The organism is Burkholderia sp. AU4i (genome assembly GCF_000466765.1).
GTDB classification, from domain to species: Bacteria; Pseudomonadota; Gammaproteobacteria; order Burkholderiales; family Burkholderiaceae; genus Burkholderia; species Burkholderia cepacia.
Map to the genome: position 1 here is coordinate 16,089 of NZ_ASSI01000197.1, position 24,515 is coordinate 40,603.

Sequence of the window (24,515 nt, forward strand, 5' to 3'; positions counted from 1 at the left end):
GCCTGCCAAGCTCCCCCCACCGCGCTGCGCCGATCCGCAGCGCTTCGCGGCACGCCCGTCGGGCGCGGCCCGCACGCCGCCCGGCCCGCCAGCCAGTCGCGACCCGACCGCCGCCTCCGGGCGGCGGTCGCTTTTGGGCGCAGGCGGCCGCACGACACCGCGTTTCGTCACGCGTCGTCGCGTCCACTCGTGCCCCCGCCGATGCCCGCGACTACGGAATCCGGCGTGACACACGACCCTCGCCGTCCCTACAATCGACCCGGTAGCCGCGCGCCCTCCGCGCCGCCGGCCCGGAACGAACGGAACGATCATGAAGATGCGCGATTCGCGAATCGCCGTCGCCTGCCTTTGCGCGTTGGCCGCGCTGGTCGCACTCGTGTGCACCGCGCCGCCCGTTGCGCACGCGGCGAACGACACCACGCTTCACGCCGCGTCGATGACGCCGGGCGATCCGGATGACGGCAGCGCCGGTCGCGACACGCCGCCCGCACGCCAGCGCCGGATGGATGCCGCTGCAACCACGCCGCCCGATCGCGTGCGCCGGCAAGCTTCGCCGGCGGCCTCCGCCGATCCGCCTTCGTGCCATGCCCGGCCCGTGATGACGATGTGTCGCGGCCTCCACTCGAACGACGCGAAGCGGCGCTGCATGCGCTGCCTCGATCAGTAGCGACGCGCAACGCGCCGCCTCATGCGGCGCGTTGTGCCTCCAGCCACGCCTGGAACATCAGCACCGTCCACAGCTGGTGCTGCCAGTTCATCCGGCCGGTCACGTGCTGCCGCCACAGACGTTCGACCGCATCCGCATCGAAATAGCCTTCCTCGCGCAACCGCGACGGCCGCAGCAGCGCCTCGGCCCAGTCGCGCAGCGCGCCGCGCAGCCAGTGATCGACGGGCGCGCAGAAGCCCTGCTTCGGCCGGTCGATCAGCGCGGACGGCACGTAGCGGTCGAGCAGCCGGCGCAGCAGCGCCTTCGATTGCCCTTCCGGCAAGCGCACGTGCGCCGGCACGCGCCACGCGAATTCGACGACGTGATGATCGAGGAACGGCATGCGCGTTTCGAGGCTCACCGCCATCGCCGCGCGATCGACTTTCGCGAGGATGTCGGTCGGCAGGTACGTGAGCGTGTCGATCGCCATCGCCTGCTCGGCGAAGCTCAGGTGCGCGGGCCACGCGGATACGGTATCGAGCGGCGTCGCCGGCTCCTGCCCCGACAGCGCGAGGCGCTCGGGATGATGCACCGACGACATCAGCAGCCGGTACAGCCCGATGCGGCTCTCGGCGGTCATCACGTGGCCGAGCTTGTGCAGGCGATCGCCGATGCGCGCCGCCGATTCGCGTGCCTCCACGCCGCCCCACGCCCCCTGCGCGACGGCCGCAAGCTGATCCGCGTGATCGGGCCGCAACGCATGCAGCGCGGCGGCGATCCGCGCGCGCACGGCGCCCGGCACGCGATGCAGCTTGCGCCACAGGCGCGGCGTCAGGAAATAGCGCGTGTAGCCGCCGAACAGCTCGTCGCCGCCGTCGCCGGACAGGCTCACCTTCACGTGCCGGCGCGTCAGCTCCGACACGAGAAAGGTCGGGATCTGCGACGCATCGGAAAACGGCTCGTCGTAGATCGACGGCAGCTTCGGCACGACGCCGAGCGCGTGGTCGGCCGTGACGTAGAGCTCGGTATGGCGCGTGCCGAGATGGCGCGCGACGGCCTTCGCATAACCGGCCTCGTCGTAGCCGGCCTCATGGAAGCCGATCGTGAACGTATCGACCGGTGTCGACGATTGCGCCTGCATCAGCGCGACGATCGTCGACGAATCGATGCCGCCGGACAGGAACGCGCCGAGCGGCACGTCGGCTTCCATCTGCCGCGCGACGGCCTGGCGCAGGACCGCGTCGAGCTGGCCCACCGCGTCGTCGGCACTGCCCTCGAACGGCTGCGCGCGACCGTCCTCGATCACCTGTTCGAGCGTCCAGTACGCACGCAGGCGCGGCGTGTCGCGCGCATGCTCGAACTGGATATACGTGCCGGGCGGCAGCTTGTGGATGCCGCGATAGATCGTATGCGGCGCGGGCACGCTCGACTGGCGCAGGTACAGGCACAGCGCATCGCGATCGATCGCGCCGTCGAAGCCCGGATAACCGCGCAGCGCCTTCAGTTCGGACGCGAACACGAGCGCGTCGCCGATCCGGCCGTAGTAGAGCGGTTTTTCGCCGATCCGGTCACGCGCGAGCGTCAGCACCCGCGATGCACGATTCCACAGCGCGAACGCAAACATGCCGGTCGCGCGCCGCAGCGTCGCGTCGACACCCCACGCGACGATCGCCGCGATCAGCACCTCGCTGTCGGAGTGGCCGCGCCACGCCGGTGCGCGCCCCGCGCGCTCGAGCTCCGCGCGCAGTTCGCGATGGTTGTAGATTTCGCCGTTGAAGACCATGACGTAGCGACCGCACGCGGATGCCATCGGCTGTCGGCCGTGTACCGACAGGTCGACGATCGCGAGCCGCCGGTGGCCGAGCGCGATGCCGGCTTCCGGGTCGACCCAGATCCCCTGCCCGTCCGGCCCGCGATGCGCAAGGCTCGCCGTCATGCGCGCGAGTGTGCCGCGCGCTGTCTCCTCATCGCAGGCGACGCTATTCAAAAAGCCGTCGATTCCGCACATTGATTTGTCCGCCCCTGTTGACCAGTTCCGTCACGCACGGCGCAACCTCGCGGCCCGCCGTCCGGCGTGACGACCGGGCCATATTACGAAGAAATAAATCAGCAATAATTCATAGGTGAACTCGCCAATCACTCGAAAAAAACGCTGTCAAGCATCGTGTGCGGAGCGCGTCGGCGCGCGCGGCCGCAGCCGCCCGTCGGGCCGGCCGCGCATGGGCCGGCCCGACGTTCATCGGTCACGGAAAAAACGGGGACGAACGCGACGGACGCGCGGCGTCAGGACGGCAGCCGGCGGGCCGCCAGGTATGCGAGCTGCGCGCGGTTCTGCACGTTGAAGAGTTTTTCGAGCGAGCGGATATGGTGGCCGACCTTGTGCAGCGACGTGCGCAGTGCACTCGCGATCTCCTGGTCGGACAGACCATGCACGAGACGGTCGAGCACCTGTAGTTGCTCGTCGCCGAGCGCGAAGCCGCGCATGCGCGCGATGCGTGCCTCGAGGAACGGCAGCGCGACACGATGCACCGCGAGGCTGACCGACAGCGCACCGCCGATCACGCGATCGTCGATCCATTCGGTGCCGTGCGTCTCCGACGTCACGTTCACCGCGACACGCAGGTCGAGGCGCGGCGCCGACAGGCCGAACAGCACGCCGCTGTTCATCGCGTGCGCACGCAGATGGCCGGCGAGCGCCAGCATCTTGCGGTCGCCGCTGCCCTGCGCGGCCGCCTCGATCTCGTCGAGCTGCCACGCAACCGGAAAGCCGCTCTGCCGCACCTGCGCGAACCGCGGGTCGCTCTCGTAGAGCATGCCCTCGAAAAACGGCTGCATGAACGTCGCGGGAGCGAGGTCGCGAAGCAGGTGCGCGCAAAGGATGCGCCGCCCGATCATTTCGAAAGCGCCATAACCGAGCGTGCTGAAACCGATTTGCCGCAAGCGCGCATGGCATAACGCGAAATCGGCCAAAGCCGGGTCGGTTTTACCGAATTCGATTTGCGCGCCGGTAAAAACGTCGTGCCCGATTGCCTGATATTCATTCGAATAAGCCGCGGCCGTTGCGATATCGGCCTGCGAAAACCACTCGACGCGTGGTGCGCCGTCAGCGTATGTCATGAGGAGCCCGCCCTTTCCCAATATATGAACCTGCGCCCCGTCACGATCTGGTCTTGTCTCGATGGATTTCTGGTCTTGGTTATTTGCGTGCGAATAGGAATCTTCCGCCGCCATTAGTATTACGGCATATTACGCGTACACAAGCGTTTTTGTACAATGCCCCGCGCTGCGTCATGGATGACGATCCGCGCATATCACACCGATGCTCGATCGCACCGCCGCGACGGCCATACACGATACGGCCGCCGCCAGGCGTTATGCGTCGATTCCGAGGGATGGCACATGTCCGACATTGCATTGCATGAAGAAGCGGTCGCCTCAACCTTTCCCCACCCGTCGCACGGGCCGGGCGCGTGCCCCGACGTGCTGCGGGAGCGCCCCGTGCAGGTCGTCTGGTGCGACGACGTGAAACGCGGCGACGTCACGCAGCCGCACGCGCCGAAACTCGGCGTGGCCGATACGCTCGCGCACGCGCAGAGCACGGCCGAGCGCAGCCGGATCGTCGCAAGCCTGCTGCACCTGACGGGTTTCTCGACGTTCGCGTACTTCGCGCTCGAATTCGCGCACGAGCGGGTAGAAAGTCTCTATCTGCACGAAGCATTCACGCCGTCCACCTATCGCGGCGACTACGTGCGCCACCAACATCACGACGTCGATCCGCGCACGCTCGGCGCACGCGTATGCAACATGCCGATCGTGTGGGACCTGCAGCAGTTGCGCCGCGAACACCGCGAGCGCGACGCCGGCCCGCGCGCGTCGCCGGCCGCGCTCGACGGCTTCCTGCAGACGATGCAGGACGACGGGATGTGCAGCGGCATCATGTATTCGATGGCCGTGCCCGGCACGCGGCTGCATGCGTTCATGAGCTTCACCGCGCCGCGCCGCACGCGCGAATGGATCACGCCGGCGACGATCGAGCAGGCGCTGTCGATCGGGCTGTCGGTACACAAGTTCGCGTCGCCGCAGTTGATCTCGACCTCGCGCGAGCGCGCGGTGAACGGGCTCACGCCGTTCGAGCAGGAACTGCTGCTCGGCATTGCCGAAGGCGCATCCGACAAGGAGATCGGCCGGCGCCTCGACACCAGCGCGCACAACGTCGACTATCACCTGCGCAAGCTGCGCAAGCGCTTCGGCGTCGCGAACCGGATCCAGCTCACGTACCTGACGTCGAAGCTCGAATTGATCTGACCGTCGCGCAACGCGTGCGACGTGCCGCAAGCAAGCGCGTAAACGCACATGCCGGCCACGAAGGCCGGCATGTGCGGGTTGCGGCGCGGTGCCGGGCCCGGCGCCGCTTCCTCGAAGACGGCCTGCGTTACTTCAGCAGCGTCATCTGCACCACCTTGACGATCACGAGACCGACCGCGATCACGAGATAGCCGCGCAGCACGGCCATCCAGATTCGCGTCGCCAGCGTCATGTTCTGCGGCTCGAGCGTATCGAGCGGCGGCATGCGCCACGTGTCGCGCAACGTGCGATCGATGGCCGGTTCGATCACGCGCTTGTTGCGACGGATCAATACCGTCGCGATATAACCCGTGATCGCGAGCACGGTGCCGCCGACCAGCACGTCGATGATCGCTTCGCCGCTGATATCCGGATACATCACCGACGCCGTGAGGATGATCGACAGCAGCACGAGCACCCAGATCACCGCACCGGTGAACACGTTGAGCTTCGTCGAGTTGACCCACGGGCCGAGCACCTGGCGGTCGTTGCACAGCACCAGCAGGAACACCGTCGCGCTCGGCAGCAGCACGCCCGCGAGCGTCTGCACCGCTTCCGTCAGCAGGCCGAGCGGGCTGCCCGGAATCAGCACGAGCGTGGCCGCGGCCGCGACGATGCCGAAATACACGAGATAGAAACCCTTCGCGTCGGACACGCCGCGGTGCAGCGAGTGACGGATCTTGAACACGTCGCCGATCGCATAGGCCGTCGACAGCGACACGGCCGCCGCGCCGATGATGCACGCGTCGAGCAGCGCCACCGCGAACAGCGTTGCGCTCGTGCGGCCGGCATACTTCTCGAGGCCCGCGATGATGCCGCCCGCGTCGGTGAAGTTGCCGGCTTCCGGATGCCCGTTGAACAGCGCGGCGCTGAAACCGATCATGGCGACCGCACCGATCAGCACGAACACGATGCCGATCCACAGGTCGGCCTTTTCATACTTCATGAAGCGCGGCGTGATGCGCTTGTCGATCACGTAGCTCTGCTGGAAGAACAACTGCCACGGCGCGACGGTCGTGCCGACGATGCCGATCACGAGCAGCATCACGTCCGACAGCTTCGCGTGCGCGGGCCAGTTCGGCACGAAGAAATCGCGCGTCATCTGCGCAACGGGCGGATGGATCGACACGAGCACCGGCACCAGCAGCAGGCTCAGCACGCACAGCCCGATCGCGAACCGCTCGAAGCGCCTGAAATCCCCGGTACTCACCGCGGCCATGGTCAGCGCCGCGGCCACGCACACGCCGGCGACCTTCGGCAGCCCGAAGAAATCCAGCACGAACGTGATGCCGATGAACTCGGTGACGATGGTGAGCGCATTGAGCAGGAACAGGTCGATCACGCTGAACGCGCCCCAGAACTTGCCGAAGCGCTCGAAGATCAGCCGTGCATGCCCGACGCCCGTCACCGCGCCGAGGCGCAGCACCATTTCCTGGTTCACGTACAGCACGGGCACGAGCAGCAGCAGCGTCCACAGCAGCGTCGTGCCGTAGTTCTGGCCGGCCTGCGTGTAGGTGCCGAATGCGCCGGCGTCGTTGTCGCCCACCATCACGATGAGGCCCGGGCCGATGATCGCGAGCAGCGTGCGCAGGCGCGCCCACCACGAGCCGCGCGTGCCGGTGTCGTGATGCGCGATCGTACCGAGCGCGCCGCGGATGTCGCCAAGGTGGGCCTCGTCGAGCACGGCGGCGCGTTCGACGGCGATCGGTGGAGAAACGTTGGATGGCGTGGACATGATGTATTCCGTACGGCTAATGGTTATCTGGCGAGCGTGCGACCTTGGGATACGCGCGGGGCGACCGCCCGATGGCGGCCGCGCGTGCGCATGCCGAGGCGCGCTCGGCGCTTCTTTCAGCGGATCAGCGATTTCAGCCGGTTCAACAGGCGGGAGAACACCCGCGGACGGGCGTCGAGCATCAGCATCGCGTCGAAGTCGTTGCGCGATTCCGTGACGTGCGGGAGATTCGACAGCAGAAGGCCGAAGTTCATGGTCTGGCTCCGTGCGGCGACGGCGAGCGTGCCGGCCGCGTGGTGGGCGCGGGGCCAGTCCAGCGCCTGAACGACGTGTCAGGCTAGTCGGCCGGATTGTCCCTGCGACCCGGGTTCAAAAGGGTCTGTGTGTGCAACGGGCATAAGGGACAACTGTCACTGTCGTTCATGGCGGCTCCTGTGCGGTGTTCCGGAGAACACGGTTGACCGCCGTCAGGCGTGCGGGCCGGCATTCGCGCGCCAGGGAAAGGCGTGCGCGAACGCGGCCGCCTGCCAGGCGGCGGTGAAACCGGGCGGCGCATGCGAAAACGCATCACGCTAACCGGCGCGAATCAGGGTGCACGTAGGAATTTGCTGCGGAATACTGCTGCGCGCACCGTTTGCCCGGGGGACAAACGGCGGCTTCGATGAGGCGCGGACGTCGGTCGCTCAGGCGGAAATTTCGTTCGAAGATCGACTACTGCAGGCGTCCAAGGCGGCGGCCCCAAGAGTGAAGATGCCGGATTCTATGGACGGCCCGAAAGTGAAGTCAACCCCGCCAAACCCCATTTCCCGAAATAAATTTCCGCCTTCGCGGCACTGAAAGAATTGCCCTTGAAATGGCGTGCCGAAACCTTTCAGCGCGTCATGTCACGGTCACGATCCGATGTGTGCGAACAACGGCGCGGCACCCGGCCGTCGCCTCGTCGTGCCGGCCTCGCACCCTCGCGCTCCGCGGCGACGCATCCGCCACGCACGGCGCGTTTCATGCGTTTTTTACTTGCGCTGCAGCAAACGACGCGAATACAATCCGCCGCAATTCATCACAGGAGTCCCTCCGTGGACACATGCTCTAGTTGCAGTTCGACGCCGGTCCAGGCCGGCCAAGCCATCGCGAGATAGCAGCCAGACGCATGTCTTACGCCGCTAGCTCGCATTCGTCGGGTTAGCGCGCTTCCTTCCGGGCCGGCCATCGCCGGTTCGTCTGTTGCACGCTCCGTTACGTTCCACCCTCCGATCGCAGGCCGCGTCACGCGCCCGCGCTCGATCACGTCGTCCGGCCTTCGCCGGACCGGACGGAGGCAGTGTCATGTTTCTTCAATCGCTCGCGGTCAGGCTCAAGCGCATCGTGCATGTCGCATGCGACCGCTCGTTCGTTTCCGGCCTCTCGCCGCTCGCCCATGCACTCGGCCACTGGCGCAGCTCGGCGCTCGCCCACGTGCCGGCAGCGCCCCGCCCGCTCGACTGCCTGCTGTTCGCCGTGATGGCGGCCGCGGTCGCGCTCGTCGCGCTGCTGTGCTCGGCCGCGCCGCGCCTCGGCTTCGCGCAGGTGTGGCGTATCGGCGGCTGGCTGCCGTAAGCCCCGCCCCGCGCGGCGGTGGCATGTGCCATGTACCGCCGCGTCAAGCTCGCCGCACCACGTTTTCGTTTCTTCAGCGTAACTAATCAAACCACCGACGGAACCCACATGAAGAACTACCTCGAACCCGTCCCGCGCTCGTTCCGCCTCAATGCGCTCGCCGCGCTGCTGCTGTCGCTCGCCGCCGCGCCCGCGTTCGCGCAATCGTCGCCGCCGGCCGCGGCCGAACCGGCGGCCGGCGCCAGTGACGTCGCCGCTCCCGCACAACAGGCCGCCGATGCTGCCGCGCCCGCTCCCGTCGGCCTTTGGGAACGCTCGAACCTGCTCGGCAACATGGGCGGCCTGCGCGACGTGCTCGGCGATCACGGCATCACGCTGAACCTGCAGGAGACCAGCGAGTACCTGTACAACACGTCGGGCGGCACGGGTCGCGGCGGCGCCTACCAGGGGCTCACGCAATTCGGCTTCGACGTCGACACCGGCAAGGCGATCGGCCTGCCGGGCGGCACGTTCAACGTGTCGGCGCTGCAGATTCACGGCACCAACCTCACGCAACGTTATCTGCAGACGCTGCAGACCGCGACCGGTATCGAGGCGAATTCGACCACGCGCCTGTGGGAGCTCTGGTACCAGCAGTCGCTGCTCGACGGCAAGGTCGACGTGAAGGTCGGCCAGCAGAGCGTCGACCAGGAATTCATGGTGAGCCAGAACGCGTCGGCCTTCATGAACGCCACGTTCGGCTGGCCCGTGCTGCCGTCGACCGATCTGCCGGCCGGCGGCCCCGCGTATCCGATGTCGTCGCTCGGCGTGCGGCTGCGCGTGAAGCCCGCCGATGCGTGGACCGCGATGGTCGGCGTGTTCGACGGCAATCCGGCCGGCCGCACCGACGGCGATGCGCAGGTGCTGAACGCGCACGGCACCAACTTCAACCTGCGCAGCGGCGCGTTCGTGATCGGCGAAGTGCAATACGCGCTGAACGCGCCGCCCGCCGATCCGAAGGCGCCGCAGCCGGCCGGCCTGCCGGGTACGTACAAGCTCGGCTTCTGGTATCAGTCGCAGCATGCGAACGATCCGCGCTACGGCACCGACGGCCTGTCGCTCGCGAATCCGGCGAGCAACGGCATGCCGGCCACGCATCGCGGCAACTACAGTTTCTATGCGGTCGCGGACCAGATGGTGTGGCGGCCGTCGCCGGACAGCCCGCGCTCGGTGGGCGTGTTCGCGCGCGTGATGGGCGCACCGGGCGATCGCAATACCGTCGATTTCGCCGCCAATGCAGGCGTGACGCTGAAGGCGCCGTTCAAGGGACGCGACAACGACGTCGCGGGTCTCGCGGTCGGCTACACGAAGATCGGCTCGCATGCGCGCGGCCTCGACGGCGACACCGGCGCATACACGACACCCGGCTATCCGGTACGCCGCGCGGAAACGGTCGTCGAGGCGACCTACCAGTACCAGGTCACGCCGTGGTGGCAGTTGCAGGCCGACCTGCAGCACTTCTTCCGTCCGGGCGGCGGCATCCCGAACCCGAACGCGGCCGGTGCGCGCATCGGGGACGAAACGGTGGTCGGCGTGCGCACGACGATCGTGTTCTGACGCACGCCGGATGCAGACACGGGCCGGACGGCCCGTGCGTGCTCTCGCGGTGCAAGCGCGCGGCGAGTGCCGCGCGTCACTCGCCGTACAGCCCGAGCAGTTTCAGCGTGACGCCGTTGGTCCAGCCGAAGCCGTCCTGCAGCGGATATTCGCCGCCGCCTCCACCGCCCGTGCCGGCGCCTTCGACCACGTACTTCTCGACGAGCTTGCCTTCGGTCGCATACACGTGCTTCACGTCGGACAGGAAACGCGTGCCGATGTCCTTCGCGAGCGCCGGTTCGCCATAGCGCCGCAGCCCGTCGATCGCGATCCACTGCAACGGCGCCCAGCCGTTCGGCGCGTCCCACTGCTGCCCCGTGTTCTCGGTGGTCGTCGCGAGGCCGCCCGGCTGCAGCAGCGTCTTGCGCACCTCGCGCGCGGTCGCCTTCGCGCGCTCGGGCCACGCAACGCCCGCGAACAACGGATACAGCGCGGCGGCCGTCACGGCGTCGCGCGGCTTGCGCAACTGCCAGTCGTAGTCGCCGTAGTAACCGCGACGGTTCCACAGATAGCGGTTGATCGCGGCCGCACGCCGCGCCGCGCGCCCGGAAAAATCGGTCACGCAGGCCACGTCGCGCGTGAGCGCGCAGCCCTTCACGATCGTCGTCTCGAGATGGAACATCAGGCTGTTCAGGTCGACCGGCACGATCGACGTCGTGCGGATCGTCGCGAGCGTCTTGCCGTCGCCGAACCAGCGCGAGCTGTAGTCCCAGCCGCTTTCGGCACCCGCGCGCAGGTCGCGGTACACCTCGTTCGCCGGACGCCCCGGCACCGACTTCGCGGTCGTCACGTCCTCGAGATACGACTCGTCGCGCGGCGTATCGCTCGCATCCCAGTAGCGGTTCAGCACCGCGCCGTCGGGCATCGCGACCACATTGCGCGTGGCCTGCCCGCGTGGCGTCGTGGTTTCGCCCTGCATCCAGTACGCGTGCTCCTTGCGCAGTTCCGGCAGATATTTCTGGTAGACCTTGTCGCCTTCGGCCTGTGCGGCAAGCGTGACCATATAGGCGAAGAACGGCGGCTGCGAGCGGCTCGCATAGTACGTACGGTTGCCGTTCGGGATGTGCCCGATCGTGTCGATCAGATGGGCGAAGTTGTCGAGCATGTCGTCGACGAGATCCTCGCGGCCCGACACCTGCAGCCCGAGCATCGTGAAATAGGTATCCCAGTAGTAGCCTTCGCGGAAGCGGCCGCCCGGCACGACATACGGTTTCGGCAGCGGAATCAGCGAACTGTAGGGCGGCACTGTCGTGCTCGTGCGCGTGAGCTGCGGCCACAGCCAGTCGATGTGCTGGCGCAGCGTCTGGTTCGTCGGCGGCGTGACGCCGCCTTCCGGGGGCGGCGTGAAATGCTGGCCGACGAACGCCTTCAGCGAGAAGCCCGGCTGCGATTTCTGTTGCTGATACAACTGTACGATCGTCGCGGGATCGCTGTCGGGCGTCGCGTCGACGAAGGTCTTCTGGTCGGGATAGATCTGCGCGGTCTGCACGGCGACGAACAGGTCGCCGTAGAGCTGGCTCGGCGGCGGCAGCAGCGTGCCCGACGCGGGGCCGGCAACCGCGGCCGTCGCGGGCGCCGCCGACTGATCGATCGACTGCGCGGCGGCCCGGTTCGCGTTGTCGGCCTGCGCGGCGCAGCCGGCAACGGCGAGATACGCGACGGCCAGTGCGGCGGCCCAGCGAAGACGCGGCGCGGCGCGCCCGAGCGGCGGTGAGCGACGGAGCGGAAAGCGGGTTGAGAAGCGCGTTGGGATGCGCGTTGAGACGCGGGATGCAATCGATGCGGCACGACGTGACGTCATGACGTGTCCCCTCCTTTCGATGGTGAGTGGGTCGGCACGAGGTCTCGTTCGCGCGCGCGCTCGTCTCGATGGCCCTCGATCGATGCGCGTCGTTTTGTGTTGCGAGTGGGCCTGACTGTCGCACGAAACGTGCACATCAAGCAAGTTTCGATTCGCGCGGCTCGCGCAGGCGACCTGCGTCGCGTGGACGCGATCCCGACGCGTGCGGTGCACAAACGCGATGCATGCGCGGCGTTTGCGCGGTCGTTCTTTCCGCGCCGCCCGCGAAAAGAACGACTGTTGCACTATGCGGAACATCTGTTGTCGTACGTGACTCAACGGTCACATTGTGGGCATAATGGCGTCTTTACCGCGCGCCCAGCCCATGTCGCCCGTCTTTCTAGCACCGCTCATCGTTGCCTGTGCGTTGTTCATGGAAAGCGTCGACGCGAACATCATCGTCACCGCCCTGCCCGCGATGGCGAGGGACTTCGGGCACAGCCCCGTCACGTTGAACATTGCGATCACGGCCTACGTGGTCGGGCTCGGCGTGTTCATTCCGATCTGCGGCTGGCTGGCCGACCGCTTCAGCGCGCGCTCCGTGTTCCGCACCGCGATCGGCATCTTCGTCGTCGGCTCGCTGATGTGCGCGGCATCCAATTCCCTCGGCGTGCTCACGTTCGCACGCTTCATCCAGGGCGTCGGCGGCGCGATGATGGTGCCCGTCGGTCGCATCATCATTTTCCGCGCCGTGCCGCGCTCGGATCTCGTGCGCGCGATGAACTACCTCGCGATTCCCGCGCTGTTCGGGCCCACGGTCGGGCCGCTCGTCGGCGGCTTCATCACGACCTACCTGCACTGGCGGATGATCTTCTTCATCAACGTGCCGATCGGCATCTACGGGATCTACCTCGCGAGCAAGCACATCGCAAACACGCACGAGCCCGATCCGGGCCCGCTCGACTGGTTCGGATTCCTGCTGTCGGCCAGCGGCGCCGCACTGCTGCTGATGGGCCTCACGCTGATCGACGGTGCGCTCACGTCACGCTCGAACGCCCTCGTCATGTGCGTGACCGGCACCGTCCTGCTCGCGCTCTACGTGCCGTACGCGCGCCGCAAGGAACGCCCGGTGCTCGACCTCAGCTTCCTCAAGATCCCGACGTATCACGCGAGCGTCGTCGGCGGGTCGCTGTTCCGCATCGGCCTCGGCGCGGTGCCGTTCCTGCTGCCGCTCGCGCTGCAGGAAGGGCTCGGCATGAGCGCGTTCCACTCGGGCCTCATCACGTGCGCGTCCGCGCTCGGCGGCGCGGTCAGCCGCTCGACCGCCACGCATACGCTGCGCCGCTTCGGTTTTCGCACGGTGCTGATCTACAACGCGGCATTCGCGGGGCTCGCGATCGCCGCGTACGGCGTGTTCCACCCCGGCATGGCGACCTGGGCGATCTGGCTGATCGTGCTCGTCGGCGGCATCTTCCCCGCGCTGCAGTTCACGAGCCTGAACTCGATGATCTATGCGGACATCTCGCCGCGCGACGCGGGCCGCGCGACCAGCCTCGGCAGCGTCGTGCAGCAGATGTCGCTCGGTCTCGGCGTGACGGTGGCCGGCCTCGTGCTGCACGTTTCGCACTGGCTGCAGGGTCATCAGAAGATGGTGTGGTCGGATTTCTGGCCCGCGTTCCTGGTGGTCGGGCTGTGCTCGTTCGCATCGATTCCGATCACGCGGCGGCTGCCGCCCGGCGCCGGCGACGAAGTCGCGCGCGGCAAGCGCCAGTAGCAATCAGTCGGACGAGCGGGAATAGCGACAGGGCAGAACGGGCAGCAGGGAAAACCGCCCGCGAAGCAAACCGGAAAAAACAAAAAAATCAGCGGACATCCACACGGGGCCGGTGCACAGCCGCATGGATGTCCGCTCAGGGCTCCGGGTCTCCCGATGGGGGTTGAGAATCCCGGATTCGCTTCCTGCGTGCCATGGACATATGTGCGTCGGAAGCGGAATCGTTGCGCGCACATTTCGTCGCGCCATGGACTGCACTATAGGGAAACTTGCGAAACGTATCTGTCAACCATTGTCAGACACGTTGCATCGGCACGTCGCACGCGCGCGCCGCTTTCGCGCTAAAGTGGTTCCCGACCATCACTCCCGGCCGACCCTCCGATGCTTACGCTCTCGCCCGCCGCCGCCCGCGCCCTGCATCTCGCCGCGCAAGGCCTGCTGACGCCGCCCCGCCGCAAGGCGACCAAAGCCGACGTGCTCGACACGATCCGCCGGATGGCGCAGCTGCAGATCGATACCATCCACGTCGTCGCGCGCAGCCCGTATCTCGTGCTGTTCAGCCGTCTCGGCGATTTCTCGCCGCAGTGGCTCGACGAACATCTCGCCGAGGCGCGGCTGTTCGAATACTGGTCGCACGAAGCGTGCTTCCTGCCGGTCGAGCAGTTCGGCCTGATGCGCTACAAGATGCTCGATCCGTCGGGGATGGGCTGGAAATATGCGGCCGACTGGCACGAGCAGAATCGTCCGGAGATCGAACGGCTGCTTGCGCGGATTCGCGAGGAAGGCCCGGTGCGGTCGGCCGATTTCGCGCGCGAGGATGGCGTGAAGGGCAACGGCTGGTGGGATCGCAAGCCCGAGAAGCGCCACCTGGAAGTGCTGTTCACGACGGGCGACCTGATGGTGTCGGAACGCCGCAATTTCCAGCGCGTGTACGACGTGCGCGAGCGCGTGCTGCCCGGCTGGGACGACACGCGCGACCTGCCGCCGCGCGAAGCCGTGCTGCCCGCGCTGCTCGACTACACGTGCCGTGCACTCGGCGTCGTGCGCGCGGACTGGGTGGCCGACTACTATCGGCTGCCGCGCCGCTCCTACCGCGCGGAGCTCGAGCAGCTCGCCGACGCGGGCGACCTGATCCCGGTGGCGATCGACGACTGGAAGGAGCCGGCCTACGTGCATCGCTCGCTCGAAGCGTTGCTGCCGGCCGCCGAGGCCGACACGCTGCGCTCGACGGTCACGACGCTGCTGTCGCCGTTCGACCCGGTCGTATGGGACCGGCGGCGTGCGTCGACGCTATTCGGTTTCGACTACACGATCGAATGCTATACGCCCGAGCACAAGCGGCGTTATGGCTATTTCTGCCTGCCGGTGCTGCATCGCGGCCGGCTGGTCGGGCGCGTCGACGCGAAGGCGCATCGCACGCTCCGCACGTTCGAACTGAAGGCCGTGCATGTCGAGCCGGGCGTGCGGTTCGGCACGGGGCTCGCCGCCGATGTCGCGAAGGCGGTGAAGAAACTCGCGGCGTGGCACGGCACGCCGGAAGTCACGACCCGGCACGCACCGCCGGAACTGGTGAAGGCGCTGGCCGCCGACTGATACCCGCGCATTCGGCTCGACATTCGGCTCACGCAGCCGGCCCGCAAGGCCGGCTTACGCGGCCGGCCGAGGATCAGTCGCGCAGCTTGCGGAAACGCGGCGTGCCGTCTTCGAGGTTCCCGTTGAACATCGCTTCCGGGCGCACCCACAGCCCGCGCGCATGCGGCCACAGGTGTTCGTACACGACCACCGATTCCTCGGTTTCGGAATGGCGGGCAACGCCGATGTAGCGATACAGCCCGCCCTTGTAATGGCGATGCGTCGCGAGCTGTTCGGCTTCCTGTTCGGTCATGATCGGTTTCTCTTCGGCAAAAACGGAAAGCGCGTATTGTATGCGCTGCGCGTCAGCGTTTCGCGTAGATGTCCGGGCGGCGGATCTCCATCACCCGCTCGGGGTTCGCGCACGCCCCGAAGCCGACCGGCCGGTACAGCTCGTGCGCATCGGACGTCACGAGCATGATGCGGCGCAGGCCCTGCACCATCTCCTGCGCGAACACGTGGTCGATCAGCGCGCGGCCGTAGCCGTTGCCGCGTTCGGCCGGCAGCACGAACACGTCGCACAGGTACGCGAACGTCGCGTGATCGGTCACGAGGCGCGCGAAGCCGACGAGCCGGTCGCCGATATACGCGCCGAAACAAAGGGAACCCTCGATCGCCTTCTCCACCACGTCGCGTGGAATACCCTGCGACCAGTACGCATCGCGATGCAGGAAGTCGAAGATCGCGTCGACGTCGAGTTCGCGCTTGTCGGTGGAAAATCTCAGCGTGGCGGGGGTGGCAGCAGGCACGTCGGTCTCCGGTCGGGGTGGTGGAAAGCGAAGTGTCGACGATACCGCGCGGCGCGGCGGGGGACAAGGTACAGTGCCGATCATCCGGACGACGCGAAGACGCTGCTCGACCCTCCCGTTTCGCCGCGGGCGCAACCGACCGCACGGGCGACGGGCCGCGATTCGGTGACAATGTCGTCTGCCCGATAACCTGCCACGCCGCTTCATGCCCTACCGCCTCATCGCATTCGACTTCGACGGCACGCTCGCCGATTCGCTCGACAGTTTTCTCGCGGCGCTGTCGGAAGCGTCGCGCATGCACGGCTTTCGCGACGCCACGCCCGAGCTGCGTCCGGCACTGCGCGGGATGTCGGCGCGCGACATCATTCGCGCGCTCGACGTGCCGATGTGGAAAGTGCCGCGCGTGACGATCGACATGCGTCGCCTGATGCGGCCGCGCGTCGCGCACGTGGCGTTGTTCCCCGGCGTCGGCGAAACGTTCGACGCGCTCGCCGCGCGCGGCATTCGCATCGCGATCGCCACGTCGAATACCGAGGAGATCGTGCGCGACCGGCTCGGCCCGCACGCCAGCAGCCGGGTCGAACATTTCGCGTGCGGCATTCCGCTGTTCGGCAAGGCACGTCGCCTGCGCGCACTCGTTCATGAAGCCGGCCTGCGCAACGACGAAGTGCTGTACGTGGGCGATGAAATCCGCGACGCCGACGCGGCACGACGCGCGCGCATCGCATTCCAGGGGGTCGCCTGGGGCTACACCGCGCCCGACGCGTTGCAGGCACATTGCACGACACCGTTGCTGCCGCGTCTCGACGCATTGCTCGACCGCGTGTGACACGTTCGCGCGCATCGCGATGCCGGCCAGCGTCGACGCTCGACGCGCGTCACCGCGGCACGCCGATGACTGGCGGATGACACCCACGTGCATTCCGCACGCCGCATGCGCGCAAAAATTGCCGCCGCCACGCACGCGACAGGTACGCAATACCTGCCGGCACGCGTGCTCATCGATTCGTCTTACCAACCGTTACACAAACCACAGCGCGGTAGCACCTGCTACCGGATCGCCCTCCTAGAATCAGTCGGGCCGGGAAACACTTCGACCGGCGCCGCGGCAGAGCGGCGGTCGAATCCGGCCCGGGCGCGCCCGGTCTCTCGCACAGCAACGGATCACCCGATCCGTTTTTCAACCAGAGCCCCGATTGAAAGGAGGTCCCATGAACCGCTTTCCCCACGTCTCGCGCCTTGCCTTGTCTGCCGCTGGCCTGCTTCTCGTCGCCGTGACGGCGACTGCGCAAACCGCACAACCGGCACCGGCCGCGCCGGCCGCCGCCACCGCGACGCGCATCCACGAAGCCGACCAGGCATTCATCACGGACGGCACGAAAACGGTGTCGACGCAGCACGACGCGGCGCGCATCGCCGATTCGCGCACGTCGGACAGCCAGGTCAAGGCGTTCGCGCAACGCGTGTCGGCCGACGATGAAAAGATCATCCAGGCGATGCGCGCAGCCAGCCCGCGCGGCGTCGACGTGCCCGCCAACGACCCCGATGCGGCCGTGCTGAACAGCATCAAGACCCTGCGCGGCGCCGAGTTCGACAAGGCGTACATCGAGCAGGTCGCGCTCGCCGGCCAGCAGAAGACCATCTCGGCCTTCCAGGCCGAAATCGCGTCGGGCCGCGACACGAAGCTGAAGGAAGTCGCACGCCAGTCGCTGCCGATCCTGCAGAAGCATTACGCCGACGCGCAGAAGCTCGCGGAGCGCCACCACCTCGCATCGGCGCAGTAACGCGCCGCCGCGCCGCGCCGCGCATCGTGCGCGGCGCACGGCTTCTTCCCCTGCCGTCGCGTCGCCCCCCTCCCTCCGGCGACGCGTCGCGGCGCACGCCGTGCGTCTTACGCGACACGTTACGTCGCAAGCTTCGCCATCAACCGCACCCTCACCTCCGGCCATTCGTCGTCGATGATGCTGAAGCGCACCGAATTGCGCTTGCGGCCATCCGGCATGATCCGTTCGTGCCGCACGATGCCTTCCTGCTTCGCACCGAGCCGCAGAATCGCCGCGCGCGATTTCTCGTTCAGCTCGTCGGTCGTGAACTGCACGCGCACGCATTGCAGCACGTCGAACGCATAACCCAGCAACAGCCATTTCGCTTCGGTGTTCGCACGCGTGCGCTGCGCCGATTCGCTCAACCACGTATGGCCGATCTCGAGCTTGCGGTTCTTGCGATCGATCTTCCAGAAACGCGTGCTGCCGATCGCGCGGCCCGACGCGCGATCGACGATCGTGAACGGCATCACCGTGCCGGCCGAACGCCCCTGCAATGCGGTGTCGATATACGCGTCGATCGTGTCCGGGCCCGGCACGACCGTGACCTTCAGGTTCCACAACCGGCCGTCCGCGGCAGCGTCCAGCAGCGCCTGCCGATCGGATCGTTCGAGCGGCCGCAGTTCGACGCGTTCGCCGGTGAGAATCGGTTGTTCGAGGGAAGCGGAAGCATCGGTCATGAGCGGTTCCGGAAAAGACGAAAAAACGGCGATGGCGGCGAAACGCCCATCATACGGCCGCGTCAGCCGAGGATCGCGGCCAGCCGGCGGCGGATCGCCTTCGCCTCGCCGCGCAGCGCATCGGTAAACGCATCGACGAGCAGGCTTTTCGGCCGGTGCTCGGGCACGATCACGCTGACGCGGTACGGAAACGACCGGGTGAGCGGCCGCACGTGCAGGTCGCGCCCGACGAAATCGAGCGCGGTCAACGGATTGACGATCGCGACGCCGAGCCCCTGCCGCACGAACGCGCACACCGACACGGCCGACGGCGTGTCGACGACCGAGCGTGGCGCCACGCCGAGCTGCGCAAACGCCTCGTCGATCAGGATGCGGTACGGATCGTTCAGCGACAGGCTCACGAACGGACGATCGGCGAGATCCGGCAGATCGATCGCATCCTGCGCGAGCAGCGGATGGCCGTCGGGCAGCACGCATACTTCGTCGACTTCGAGCAGCGGCGTGAGCACGGTGCCGGCCGGCGCGACGTCGTGCTCGGTCAGCCCGAGGTCGTAGCGCTGCGCGGTGAGCCACTCTTCGAGCATCGGCGATTCCTGCGTTTCGACCGACAGGCTGACGCCCGCATGGGCGTCGCGAAACCGGCGCGCCGCGCCGGGGAGAATCGCGTGCGAGAACGCCGGCAGCGCGATCACCGACAGTTGACCGTCGCGAAACTCGCGCAGGCGCGCGGCCGTGGCCGCGACGCGTTCAAGCCCCACATACGCGAGCCGCACGTCGTCGAACAGCGTCAGCGCGGCCATCGTCGGCCGCAACCGGCCGTGCGCGCGCTCGAACAGCGCGAAACCGACGACCTGCTCCATGCGCGCGAGCTCGCGGCTGATCGTCGGTTGCGACGTATAGAGCATCTCGGCCGCGCGCGTCGTGCTGCCGGTGACCATCAGCGCGCGAAAGACCTCGATATGGCGGTGCGTGAGCATGATCGTCTATATCAAATGTGAATCGAATTTCAATAAATACGCATTTTACTGCATAGATAAACAGGCGCATCATTCACGTTATCCGTTCATTCGACCCGATTCATCCGCCATGTCCCTCGATTCCCGCCAGCTCGCGACGCTCGCGCAGCAATACGGCACCCCGCTGTGGGTGTACGACGCCGACGTCATCCGCGACCGCATCGCCCAACTGCGTCAGTTCGACGTGATCCGCTATGCGCAGAAGGCCAACTCGAACGTCCATATCCTGAAGCTGATGCGCGAGGAAGGCGCGTGCGTCGATGCCGTGTCGCTCGGCGAGATCGAGCGCAGCCTCGCGGCCGGGTTCAGCCCGGCCGGCGAGCCGGAAGGCGTCGTGTTCACGGCCGACCTGATCGACCGCCCGACGCTCGCGGCGGTGCTGAAGCACGGCGTGACCGTGAACGCCGGTTCGCTCGACATGCTCGCGCGCATCGGCGAGCACGCGCCCGGCCACCGCGTGTGGCTGCGCGTCAACCCCGGTTTCGGCCACGGCCACAGCAACAAGACCAACACCGGCGGCCCGCAGAGCAAGCACGGCATCTGGATCGACGACGTGCCGCGCGCGATCGAGATCGTGCGCCAGTACGGGCTGAAGCTGGTCGGCATCCACATGCATATCGGGTCGGGCGTCGACTACGGCCACCTGTCGCAGGTGTGTGATGCGATGGTCGACCTCGTCACGTCGCTCGGCCATGACATCGACGCGATCTCGGCCGGCGGCGGCCTGTCGATCCCGTATCGCGACGGCGAGCCGCGCGTCGACGTCGGTCACTACTTCAGCCAGTGGGACGCCGCGCGCAAGCGGATCGAACGGCATCTCGGCCACCCGGTGCGCATCGAGATCGAACCGGGCCGCTTCCTCGTCGCCGAAGCCGGCACGCTCGTCACCGAAGTGCAGGCCGTCAACCGCCGGCCGAAGCACGATTTCGTGCTGATCGACGCGGGCTTCAACGACCTGATGCGCCCGTCGATGTACGGCAGCTACCACGCGGTGTCGGTGCACGCGCACGATGGCGCGCTGCCGGCCGGACGGCCGCTGGTCGAGCTCGCGATCGCGGGGCCGCTGTGCGAATCGGGCGACGTGTTCACGCAGGACGCGGGCGGCGTGGTCACGCACCGCAAGCTGCCGCAGCCGCAGATCGGAGACCTGCTGTTCCTGCACGACGCGGGCGCGTACGGCGCGTCGATGTCCTCGAACTACAACAGCCGGCCGCTCGCGCCGGAAGTGCTCGTCGATCGCGGCACGCCGCGGCTGATCCGCCGCCGGCAGACGATCGACGAATTGCTCGCGCTCGAAACGTTCGAGTAAGGCCGGCACGACGGAACGGGGTGCGCGGCCTGCGCACCTCGCCCCCTCACCTCACCGTCACGCGCACGTCGGCGCCCGCCGCACGCCACGCCTTCAGCAACGCCGCGCGTCGCCGCGGATAGCGCACGTCCAGCCGTTCGAGCGCGACGATGCGATCCGTCCGGAAATGCCGGAAATCGTTCCGGCCTTCGCACCACGCCGCCAGGATCCGCACGTCATTGAAATAGCCGAGCGCGAATGGTCACACGATCCGTTCGCCGCCCGTTTTCCGGCCCTCGTCCGCGTAGCGGATCCTGACCTTGCTTTCGGTACGGATCGCCGTGCGCACGACACCCATGTCGACGGTTTCCCGATCGACGATCGTGCGCGGGCCGACGAGCAGCGTCGTGCATTCCATCTCGCGGCGCAGCTCGGCGGGCAGCACCGCGGAGATCTTCGCGAGCGCATCGGACGCAGCCGTCGTGAGCTGCGCATCGGCGAACTTCCCGACCCAGCGAAAACCGAGCATCAGCGCTTCCAGCTCCGTTTGCGAGAACATCAGCGGCGGCAGCATGAACCCAGCACGCAGCACATAACCGACACCGGGCTCACCGTCAATGTCCGCGCCCTGCGCCTGCAGCGACGCGATATCGCGATAGACCGTACGGAGGCTGACGCCGAGTTCCCCGGCCAGCACGCGGCCGCTCACCGGGCGGCGGTGGCGCCGCAGCACCTGCAGCAGCGCGAGCAATCGTTCGGCACGCGTCATCGTTCCATGCTGCCATTTTCTGACAGCATCCGTTCATAGAATGGGACGCATCTTAATCGATCCCGGGACGGCCCCGCATGACCTCTCCGAATCTCGTTCTCCTGTATGTCGACGACCCGACGCGCAGCGCGCAGTTCTACGCGCGCCTGTTCGGGCGCCCGCCCGTCGCCGCGTTTCCCACCTATGCGGCATTCACGTTCGACAACGGGTTGCACCTGGGCCTGTGGTCGACCCGCGCGCGCGATTTCGTGTCGGGCGGCGCCGGCCACCGCTCGGAGCTGGCATTCATGGTCGACGACGACCACGAGGTGCGGCGCCTGTACGAAGCGTGGAAAGCGCTCGGCGTGACGTTCGAGCAGGCGCCGATGACGGCCGTGTTCGGCCTGACGTTCGTCGCGCTCGACCCGGACGGCCACCGCTTGCGCGTGTGTACCCCAGACGATTGAGCGCGAACGGGCGCGACCCGCGGCGGGTCGCGCCCGTTCCCTCTACCAGGCGCGCGCGTCAGCCCGCGCGCTGCACGGGTGCCACTTTCGAGAAGTATTTCGCGCCCGCCACGCAGCCGACCACGACGACCGTCACGACGACCATCGACGGCGGCACCGTCTCGTGCAGCAGCCCGGCCGCCAGCAGCAGGCCGAAGAAGGGCTGCAGCAGCTGCAACTGGCCGACGCTCGCGATCCCGCCGAGCGCGAGCCCGCGATACCAGAACACGAAGCCGATCAGCATGCTGAACAGCGACACGTACGCGAGCCCCCACAGCGCGGCGGCATCGACGCCGTCGAACGACGCGGGCGAGGTGAGCCACGTGAGCGGCAACATCAGCGGCAGCGACAACACGAGCGCCCACGAGATCACCTGCCACCCGCCGAGCTGGCGCGACAGGCGCGCGCCTTCCGCGTAGCCGAGCCCGCATGCGACGATCGCGGCCAGCATCAGCGCATCGCCGATCACGGACGCCTGGCCGCCGTTGCGCAACGCAAACGCAGCCACCGCACCGCTGCCGACGATCGAGAAGATCCAGAACGGCAGCCGCGGCCGCTCGCCGCCGCGCCACACGCCGAACAGCGCGGTCGCGAGCGGCAGCAGCCCGACGAACACGATCGCGTGCGCGGACGTCACATGTTTCAGCGCGAGCGCCGTCAGCAACGGAAAACCGACGACGACCCCGAGCGCGACGATGGCCAGCGACACGGCCTCGGCGCGGGTCGGCCGCCGCTGCTTCAGCACGACGAGCAGCAGCAGGCCGAGCGCGCCGGCGATCGTCGCGCGCGCGAACGTGAGGAACAGCGGGTCGAGCCCCTGCACCGCGATACGCGTCGCGGGCAGCGAGCCGCTGAAGATGATCACGCCCAGCAGGCCGCTGAGCCATCCGTCGGTCGTCTTTTGCACGGGAAATCCTGAACGGGGAAAGTGGATCACCGATGATCCGCCGCCCGCGAAAAGCGCGTAAGCTACAGCCCAATACAATTCCGACAAACTGTACTGGACAACCGTCCGTACAGTTCATTCTTCGCCATGAGCCATTCCGCGCCGCTTTCCGTTCCGCCCGCACCGTCGCGCACGCGCGTGGAAACCGTGATGGACACCTTGCGCGCGCGGATCGCGAGCCGCGCGCTGATGCCCGGTGCGCGCGTCCCGTCGATCCGGATGATGGCCGACGGGCTGGGCGTGTCGAAATCGACCGTCGTCGATGCATACGAGCGGCTCGCGAGCGAAGGCGTGCTCGTCGCGCGGCGCGGCTCGGGCTTCTACGTGTCGGGGCACGCGCCGCCGCTCGCGCTCGCCGATCTCGGCCCGCGTCTCGATCGCGAGCTCGATCCGCTGTGGCTGTCGCGCCAGTCGCTCGAGGCCGCGCCGACGACCGTGAAGCCCGGCTGCGGATGGCTGCCGCCGTCGTGGCTGCCGGACGAGAGCCTGCGCCGCGCGCTGCGCGCCGTGTCGCGCGACGAATCCGACGCGCTGACCGATTACGCGACACCGCTCGGCCTGCCCGCGCTGCGCCAGCAGCTCGCCTGGCGGCTCGCGCAGCACGGCGTCCACGCGGAACCCGCGCAGATCATGCTGACCGACGGCGGCACGCATGCGCTCGACCTCGTGTGCCGCCTGCTGCTGGAGCCGGGCGACACGGTCGTGCTCGACGATCCGTGCTACTTCAACTTCCAGGCGCTGCTGCGCGCGCATCGCGCGCGGATCGTCAGCGTCCCGTACACGCCGAACGGCCCCGATCTCGCGCGCTTCGAGCAGGTGCTGGCCGAGCACCGGCCGCGCCTGTACATCACCAACGCGGCGCTGCACAACCCGACCGGCGCGACGCTCGCGCCGCCCGTCGCACACCGCCTGCTGACGCTCGCGGCCGAGCACGGCCTGCTGATCGTCGAGGACGACATCTTCGCGGATTTCGAGAGCACGCCCGCGCCGCGCCTCGCGGCCTTCGACGGGCTGTCGCGCGTCGTGTCGATCGGCAGCTTCTCGAAGACGCTGTCGGCCGCGGTCCGCTGCGGCTACGTCGCCGCGCGCCCGGAATGGATCGAGGCGCTCGTCGACCTGAAGCTCGCGACATCGTTCGGCCATGCGCAGATCGGCGCGAACGTCGTGCACCGGCTGCTCGTCGACGGTACGTACCGGCGCCATCTCGACAGCCTGCGCGCGCGTCTCGCGGATGCAATGGGCGAGACGATCCGGCGCCTCGCACGCGCGGGCCTCGGGATCTGGACGGAGCCGCGCGGCGGCCTGTTCGTGTGGGCGGAGTTGCCCGACGGGCTCGACGCCGCGCGTGTCGCACGCCATGCGCTCGATCACGATGTGGTGCTCGCGCCGGGCAACGTGTTCAGCGCGTCGCACGGCGCGACCTCGTTCATGCGCTTCAACGTGTCGCGCTGCAAGGGGCCGGCGGTGTTCGATGCGCTGGCGCGGGCGATGGAGGCGGTGCGGGCGGAGGACACGGCGGGGCGCGCGCTCGCCCGCGAATCGTGACGGCAGGCGAGCGCGCTCGATGGTTTCGATGAAGGCGACATCAATTTCGTGCCGGCGCCTGCGAACGTACTGACG

22 protein-coding genes and 1 pseudogene are annotated in these 24,515 nt (G+C 67.7%); 11 read left to right on the plus strand and 12 right to left on the minus strand.

Annotated elements, in window-relative coordinates:
* Positions 1-475: 475 nt before the first annotated feature.
* Positions 476-667, plus strand: a pseudogene (locus L810_RS46250) (lytic transglycosylase); the annotation flags it as partial.
* 19 nt (positions 668-686) lie between these two features.
* Here the strand turns inward: L810_RS46250 and asnB are convergent.
* Positions 687-2,654 carry an asparagine synthase (glutamine-hydrolyzing) gene (gene asnB, locus L810_RS35360; protein ID WP_042977509.1) on the minus strand — a complete coding sequence of 656 codons (1,968 nt, stop codon included), beginning with the start codon at positions 2,652-2,654 and terminating at the stop codon, positions 687-689.
* A 275-nt stretch (positions 2,655-2,929) separates the two neighbouring features.
* On the minus strand, positions 2,930-3,763 hold the full coding sequence (locus L810_RS35365; RefSeq protein WP_042977513.1) for a helix-turn-helix transcriptional regulator: 834 nt from the start codon (positions 3,761-3,763) through the stop codon (positions 2,930-2,932).
* 282 nt (positions 3,764-4,045) lie between these two features.
* Here L810_RS35365 and L810_RS35370 point away from each other — a divergent pair, with 282 nt between their 5' ends.
* Positions 4,046-4,951 (plus strand): helix-turn-helix transcriptional regulator, encoded by a 906-nt coding sequence (locus L810_RS35370; protein ID WP_042977528.1) that lies wholly within the window; start codon positions 4,046-4,048, stop codon positions 4,949-4,951.
* A 127-nt stretch (positions 4,952-5,078) separates the two neighbouring features.
* Here the strand turns inward: L810_RS35370 and L810_RS35375 are convergent, their stop codons facing one another.
* Positions 5,079-6,725: an Nramp family divalent metal transporter gene (locus L810_RS35375; protein ID WP_021162977.1), complete on the minus strand. Its 1,647-nt coding sequence runs from the start codon at positions 6,723-6,725 to the stop codon at positions 5,079-5,081.
* A gap of 116 nt (positions 6,726-6,841) precedes the next feature.
* Entirely contained in the window at positions 6,842-6,979 is a 138-nt protein-coding gene (locus L810_RS48570; protein WP_021162978.1) for a hypothetical protein, read from the minus strand.
* Positions 6,980-8,048: 1,069 nt separating this feature from the next.
* On the opposite strand from L810_RS48570, the gene L810_RS35380 reads away from it, so the two are divergent.
* Positions 8,049-8,318, plus strand: coding sequence for a hypothetical protein (locus tag L810_RS35380; protein WP_021162979.1), 270 nt, complete (start codon positions 8,049-8,051; stop codon positions 8,316-8,318).
* 108 nt (positions 8,319-8,426) lie between these two features.
* Positions 8,427-9,914, plus strand: coding sequence for a carbohydrate porin (locus tag L810_RS35385; RefSeq protein WP_042977515.1), 1,488 nt, complete (start codon positions 8,427-8,429; stop codon positions 9,912-9,914).
* A 76-nt stretch (positions 9,915-9,990) separates the two neighbouring features.
* Here the strand turns inward: L810_RS35385 and treA are convergent, their stop codons facing one another.
* Positions 9,991-11,754, minus strand: a complete 1,764-nt coding sequence (treA, locus tag L810_RS35390) for an alpha,alpha-trehalase TreA (protein WP_021162981.1) — start codon at positions 11,752-11,754, stop codon at positions 9,991-9,993.
* A gap of 364 nt (positions 11,755-12,118) precedes the next feature.
* Here treA and L810_RS35395 point away from each other — a divergent pair, with 364 nt between their 5' ends.
* Both L810_RS35395 and L810_RS35400 read left to right on the plus strand, forming a co-directional pair.
* Positions 12,119-13,507: an MFS transporter gene (locus tag L810_RS35395; protein ID WP_021162982.1), complete on the plus strand. Its 1,389-nt coding sequence runs from the start codon at positions 12,119-12,121 to the stop codon at positions 13,505-13,507.
* 381 nt (positions 13,508-13,888) lie between these two features.
* Positions 13,889-15,100: a winged helix-turn-helix domain-containing protein gene (locus tag L810_RS35400; protein ID WP_021162984.1), complete on the plus strand. Its 1,212-nt coding sequence runs from the start codon at positions 13,889-13,891 to the stop codon at positions 15,098-15,100.
* Between the two features lie 73 nt (positions 15,101-15,173).
* On the opposite strand, the gene L810_RS35405 is transcribed toward L810_RS35400, so the two are convergent.
* Entirely contained in the window at positions 15,174-15,392 is a 219-nt protein-coding gene (locus tag L810_RS35405; protein ID WP_006480837.1) for a DUF1653 domain-containing protein, read from the minus strand.
* Positions 15,393-15,444: 52 nt separating this feature from the next.
* Positions 15,445-15,888: a GNAT family N-acetyltransferase gene (locus L810_RS35410; RefSeq protein ID WP_021162985.1), complete on the minus strand. Its 444-nt coding sequence runs from the start codon at positions 15,886-15,888 to the stop codon at positions 15,445-15,447.
* Positions 15,889-16,093: 205 nt separating this feature from the next.
* Here L810_RS35410 and L810_RS35415 point away from each other — a divergent pair, with 205 nt between their 5' ends.
* Positions 16,094-16,717 carry an HAD hydrolase-like protein gene (locus tag L810_RS35415; RefSeq protein WP_021162986.1) on the plus strand — a complete coding sequence of 208 codons (624 nt, stop codon included), beginning with the start codon at positions 16,094-16,096 and terminating at the stop codon, positions 16,715-16,717.
* Positions 16,718-17,099: 382 nt separating this feature from the next.
* Positions 17,100-17,672, plus strand: coding sequence for a DUF4142 domain-containing protein (locus L810_RS35420; protein WP_021162988.1), 573 nt, complete (start codon positions 17,100-17,102; stop codon positions 17,670-17,672).
* A gap of 119 nt (positions 17,673-17,791) precedes the next feature.
* Here the strand turns inward: L810_RS35420 and L810_RS35425 are convergent, their stop codons facing one another.
* Together L810_RS35425 and L810_RS35430 are read right to left on the minus strand one after the other, a co-directional pair.
* Positions 17,792-18,391, minus strand: a complete 600-nt coding sequence (locus L810_RS35425) for a GNAT family N-acetyltransferase (protein ID WP_021162989.1) — start codon at positions 18,389-18,391, stop codon at positions 17,792-17,794.
* Between the two features lie 62 nt (positions 18,392-18,453).
* Positions 18,454-19,368 (minus strand): LysR family transcriptional regulator, encoded by a 915-nt coding sequence (locus L810_RS35430; RefSeq protein WP_021162990.1) that lies wholly within the window; start codon positions 19,366-19,368, stop codon positions 18,454-18,456.
* 109 nt (positions 19,369-19,477) lie between these two features.
* Between L810_RS35430 and lysA the strand changes: the two genes are divergently transcribed.
* Positions 19,478-20,716: a diaminopimelate decarboxylase gene (lysA, locus tag L810_RS35435; RefSeq protein WP_042977520.1), complete on the plus strand. Its 1,239-nt coding sequence runs from the start codon at positions 19,478-19,480 to the stop codon at positions 20,714-20,716.
* A gap of 46 nt (positions 20,717-20,762) precedes the next feature.
* Here lysA and L810_RS49675 read toward each other — a convergent pair whose 3' ends face one another.
* A complete protein-coding gene (locus tag L810_RS49675) occupies positions 20,763-20,930 on the minus strand; it encodes a WYL domain-containing protein (RefSeq protein WP_441294015.1) in 168 nt (55 codons plus the stop codon).
* 27 nt (positions 20,931-20,957) lie between these two features.
* Positions 20,958-21,464 (minus strand): helix-turn-helix transcriptional regulator, encoded by a 507-nt coding sequence (locus L810_RS35440; protein WP_306415739.1) that lies wholly within the window; start codon positions 21,462-21,464, stop codon positions 20,958-20,960.
* A gap of 77 nt (positions 21,465-21,541) precedes the next feature.
* Between L810_RS35440 and L810_RS35445 the strand changes: the two genes are divergently transcribed.
* A complete protein-coding gene (locus tag L810_RS35445) occupies positions 21,542-21,910 on the plus strand; it encodes a VOC family protein (RefSeq protein WP_021162992.1) in 369 nt (122 codons plus the stop codon).
* A 58-nt stretch (positions 21,911-21,968) separates the two neighbouring features.
* On the opposite strand, the gene L810_RS35450 is transcribed toward L810_RS35445, so the two are convergent.
* A complete protein-coding gene (locus tag L810_RS35450; protein ID WP_021162993.1) occupies positions 21,969-22,856 on the minus strand; it encodes a DMT family transporter in 888 nt (295 codons plus the stop codon).
* A gap of 126 nt (positions 22,857-22,982) precedes the next feature.
* On the opposite strand from L810_RS35450, the gene L810_RS35455 reads away from it, so the two are divergent.
* Positions 22,983-24,440, plus strand: coding sequence for an aminotransferase-like domain-containing protein (locus tag L810_RS35455; protein ID WP_021162994.1), 1,458 nt, complete (start codon positions 22,983-22,985; stop codon positions 24,438-24,440).
* The last annotated feature ends 75 nt before the right edge of the window (positions 24,441-24,515 follow it).

Excerpts from the sequence above, each read along its gene's own strand:
- asnB (WP_042977509.1), bottom strand. The coding sequence starts at position 2,654 with ATGTGCGGAATCGACGGCTTTTTGAATAGCGTCGCCTGCGATGAGGAG.
- L810_RS35365 (WP_042977513.1), bottom strand. The coding sequence starts at position 3,763 with ATGACATACGCTGACGGCGCACCACGCGTCGAGTGGTTTTCGCAGGCC.
- L810_RS35370 (WP_042977528.1), top strand. The coding sequence starts at position 4,046 with ATGTCCGACATTGCATTGCATGAAGAAGCGGTCGCCTCAACCTTTCCC.
- L810_RS35375 (WP_021162977.1), bottom strand. The coding sequence starts at position 6,725 with ATGTCCACGCCATCCAACGTTTCTCCACCGATCGCCGTCGAACGCGCC.
- L810_RS48570 (WP_021162978.1), bottom strand. The coding sequence starts at position 6,979 with ATGAACTTCGGCCTTCTGCTGTCGAATCTCCCGCACGTCACGGAATCG.
- L810_RS35380 (WP_021162979.1), top strand. The coding sequence starts at position 8,049 with ATGTTTCTTCAATCGCTCGCGGTCAGGCTCAAGCGCATCGTGCATGTC.
- L810_RS35385 (WP_042977515.1), top strand. The coding sequence starts at position 8,427 with ATGAAGAACTACCTCGAACCCGTCCCGCGCTCGTTCCGCCTCAATGCG.
- treA (WP_021162981.1), bottom strand. The coding sequence starts at position 11,754 with ATGACGTCACGTCGTGCCGCATCGATTGCATCCCGCGTCTCAACGCGC.
- L810_RS35395 (WP_021162982.1), top strand. The coding sequence starts at position 12,119 with ATGTCGCCCGTCTTTCTAGCACCGCTCATCGTTGCCTGTGCGTTGTTC.
- L810_RS35400 (WP_021162984.1), top strand. The coding sequence starts at position 13,889 with ATGCTTACGCTCTCGCCCGCCGCCGCCCGCGCCCTGCATCTCGCCGCG.
- L810_RS35405 (WP_006480837.1), bottom strand. The coding sequence starts at position 15,392 with ATGACCGAACAGGAAGCCGAACAGCTCGCGACGCATCGCCATTACAAG.
- L810_RS35415 (WP_021162986.1), top strand. The coding sequence starts at position 16,094 with ATGCCCTACCGCCTCATCGCATTCGACTTCGACGGCACGCTCGCCGAT.
- L810_RS35420 (WP_021162988.1), top strand. The coding sequence starts at position 17,100 with ATGAACCGCTTTCCCCACGTCTCGCGCCTTGCCTTGTCTGCCGCTGGC.
- L810_RS35425 (WP_021162989.1), bottom strand. The coding sequence starts at position 18,391 with ATGACCGATGCTTCCGCTTCCCTCGAACAACCGATTCTCACCGGCGAA.
- L810_RS35430 (WP_021162990.1), bottom strand. The coding sequence starts at position 19,368 with ATGCTCACGCACCGCCATATCGAGGTCTTTCGCGCGCTGATGGTCACC.
- lysA (WP_042977520.1), top strand. The coding sequence starts at position 19,478 with ATGTCCCTCGATTCCCGCCAGCTCGCGACGCTCGCGCAGCAATACGGC.
- L810_RS35440 (WP_306415739.1), bottom strand. The coding sequence starts at position 21,464 with ATGACGCGTGCCGAACGATTGCTCGCGCTGCTGCAGGTGCTGCGGCGC.
- L810_RS35445 (WP_021162992.1), top strand. The coding sequence starts at position 21,542 with ATGACCTCTCCGAATCTCGTTCTCCTGTATGTCGACGACCCGACGCGC.
- L810_RS35455 (WP_021162994.1), top strand. The coding sequence starts at position 22,983 with ATGAGCCATTCCGCGCCGCTTTCCGTTCCGCCCGCACCGTCGCGCACG.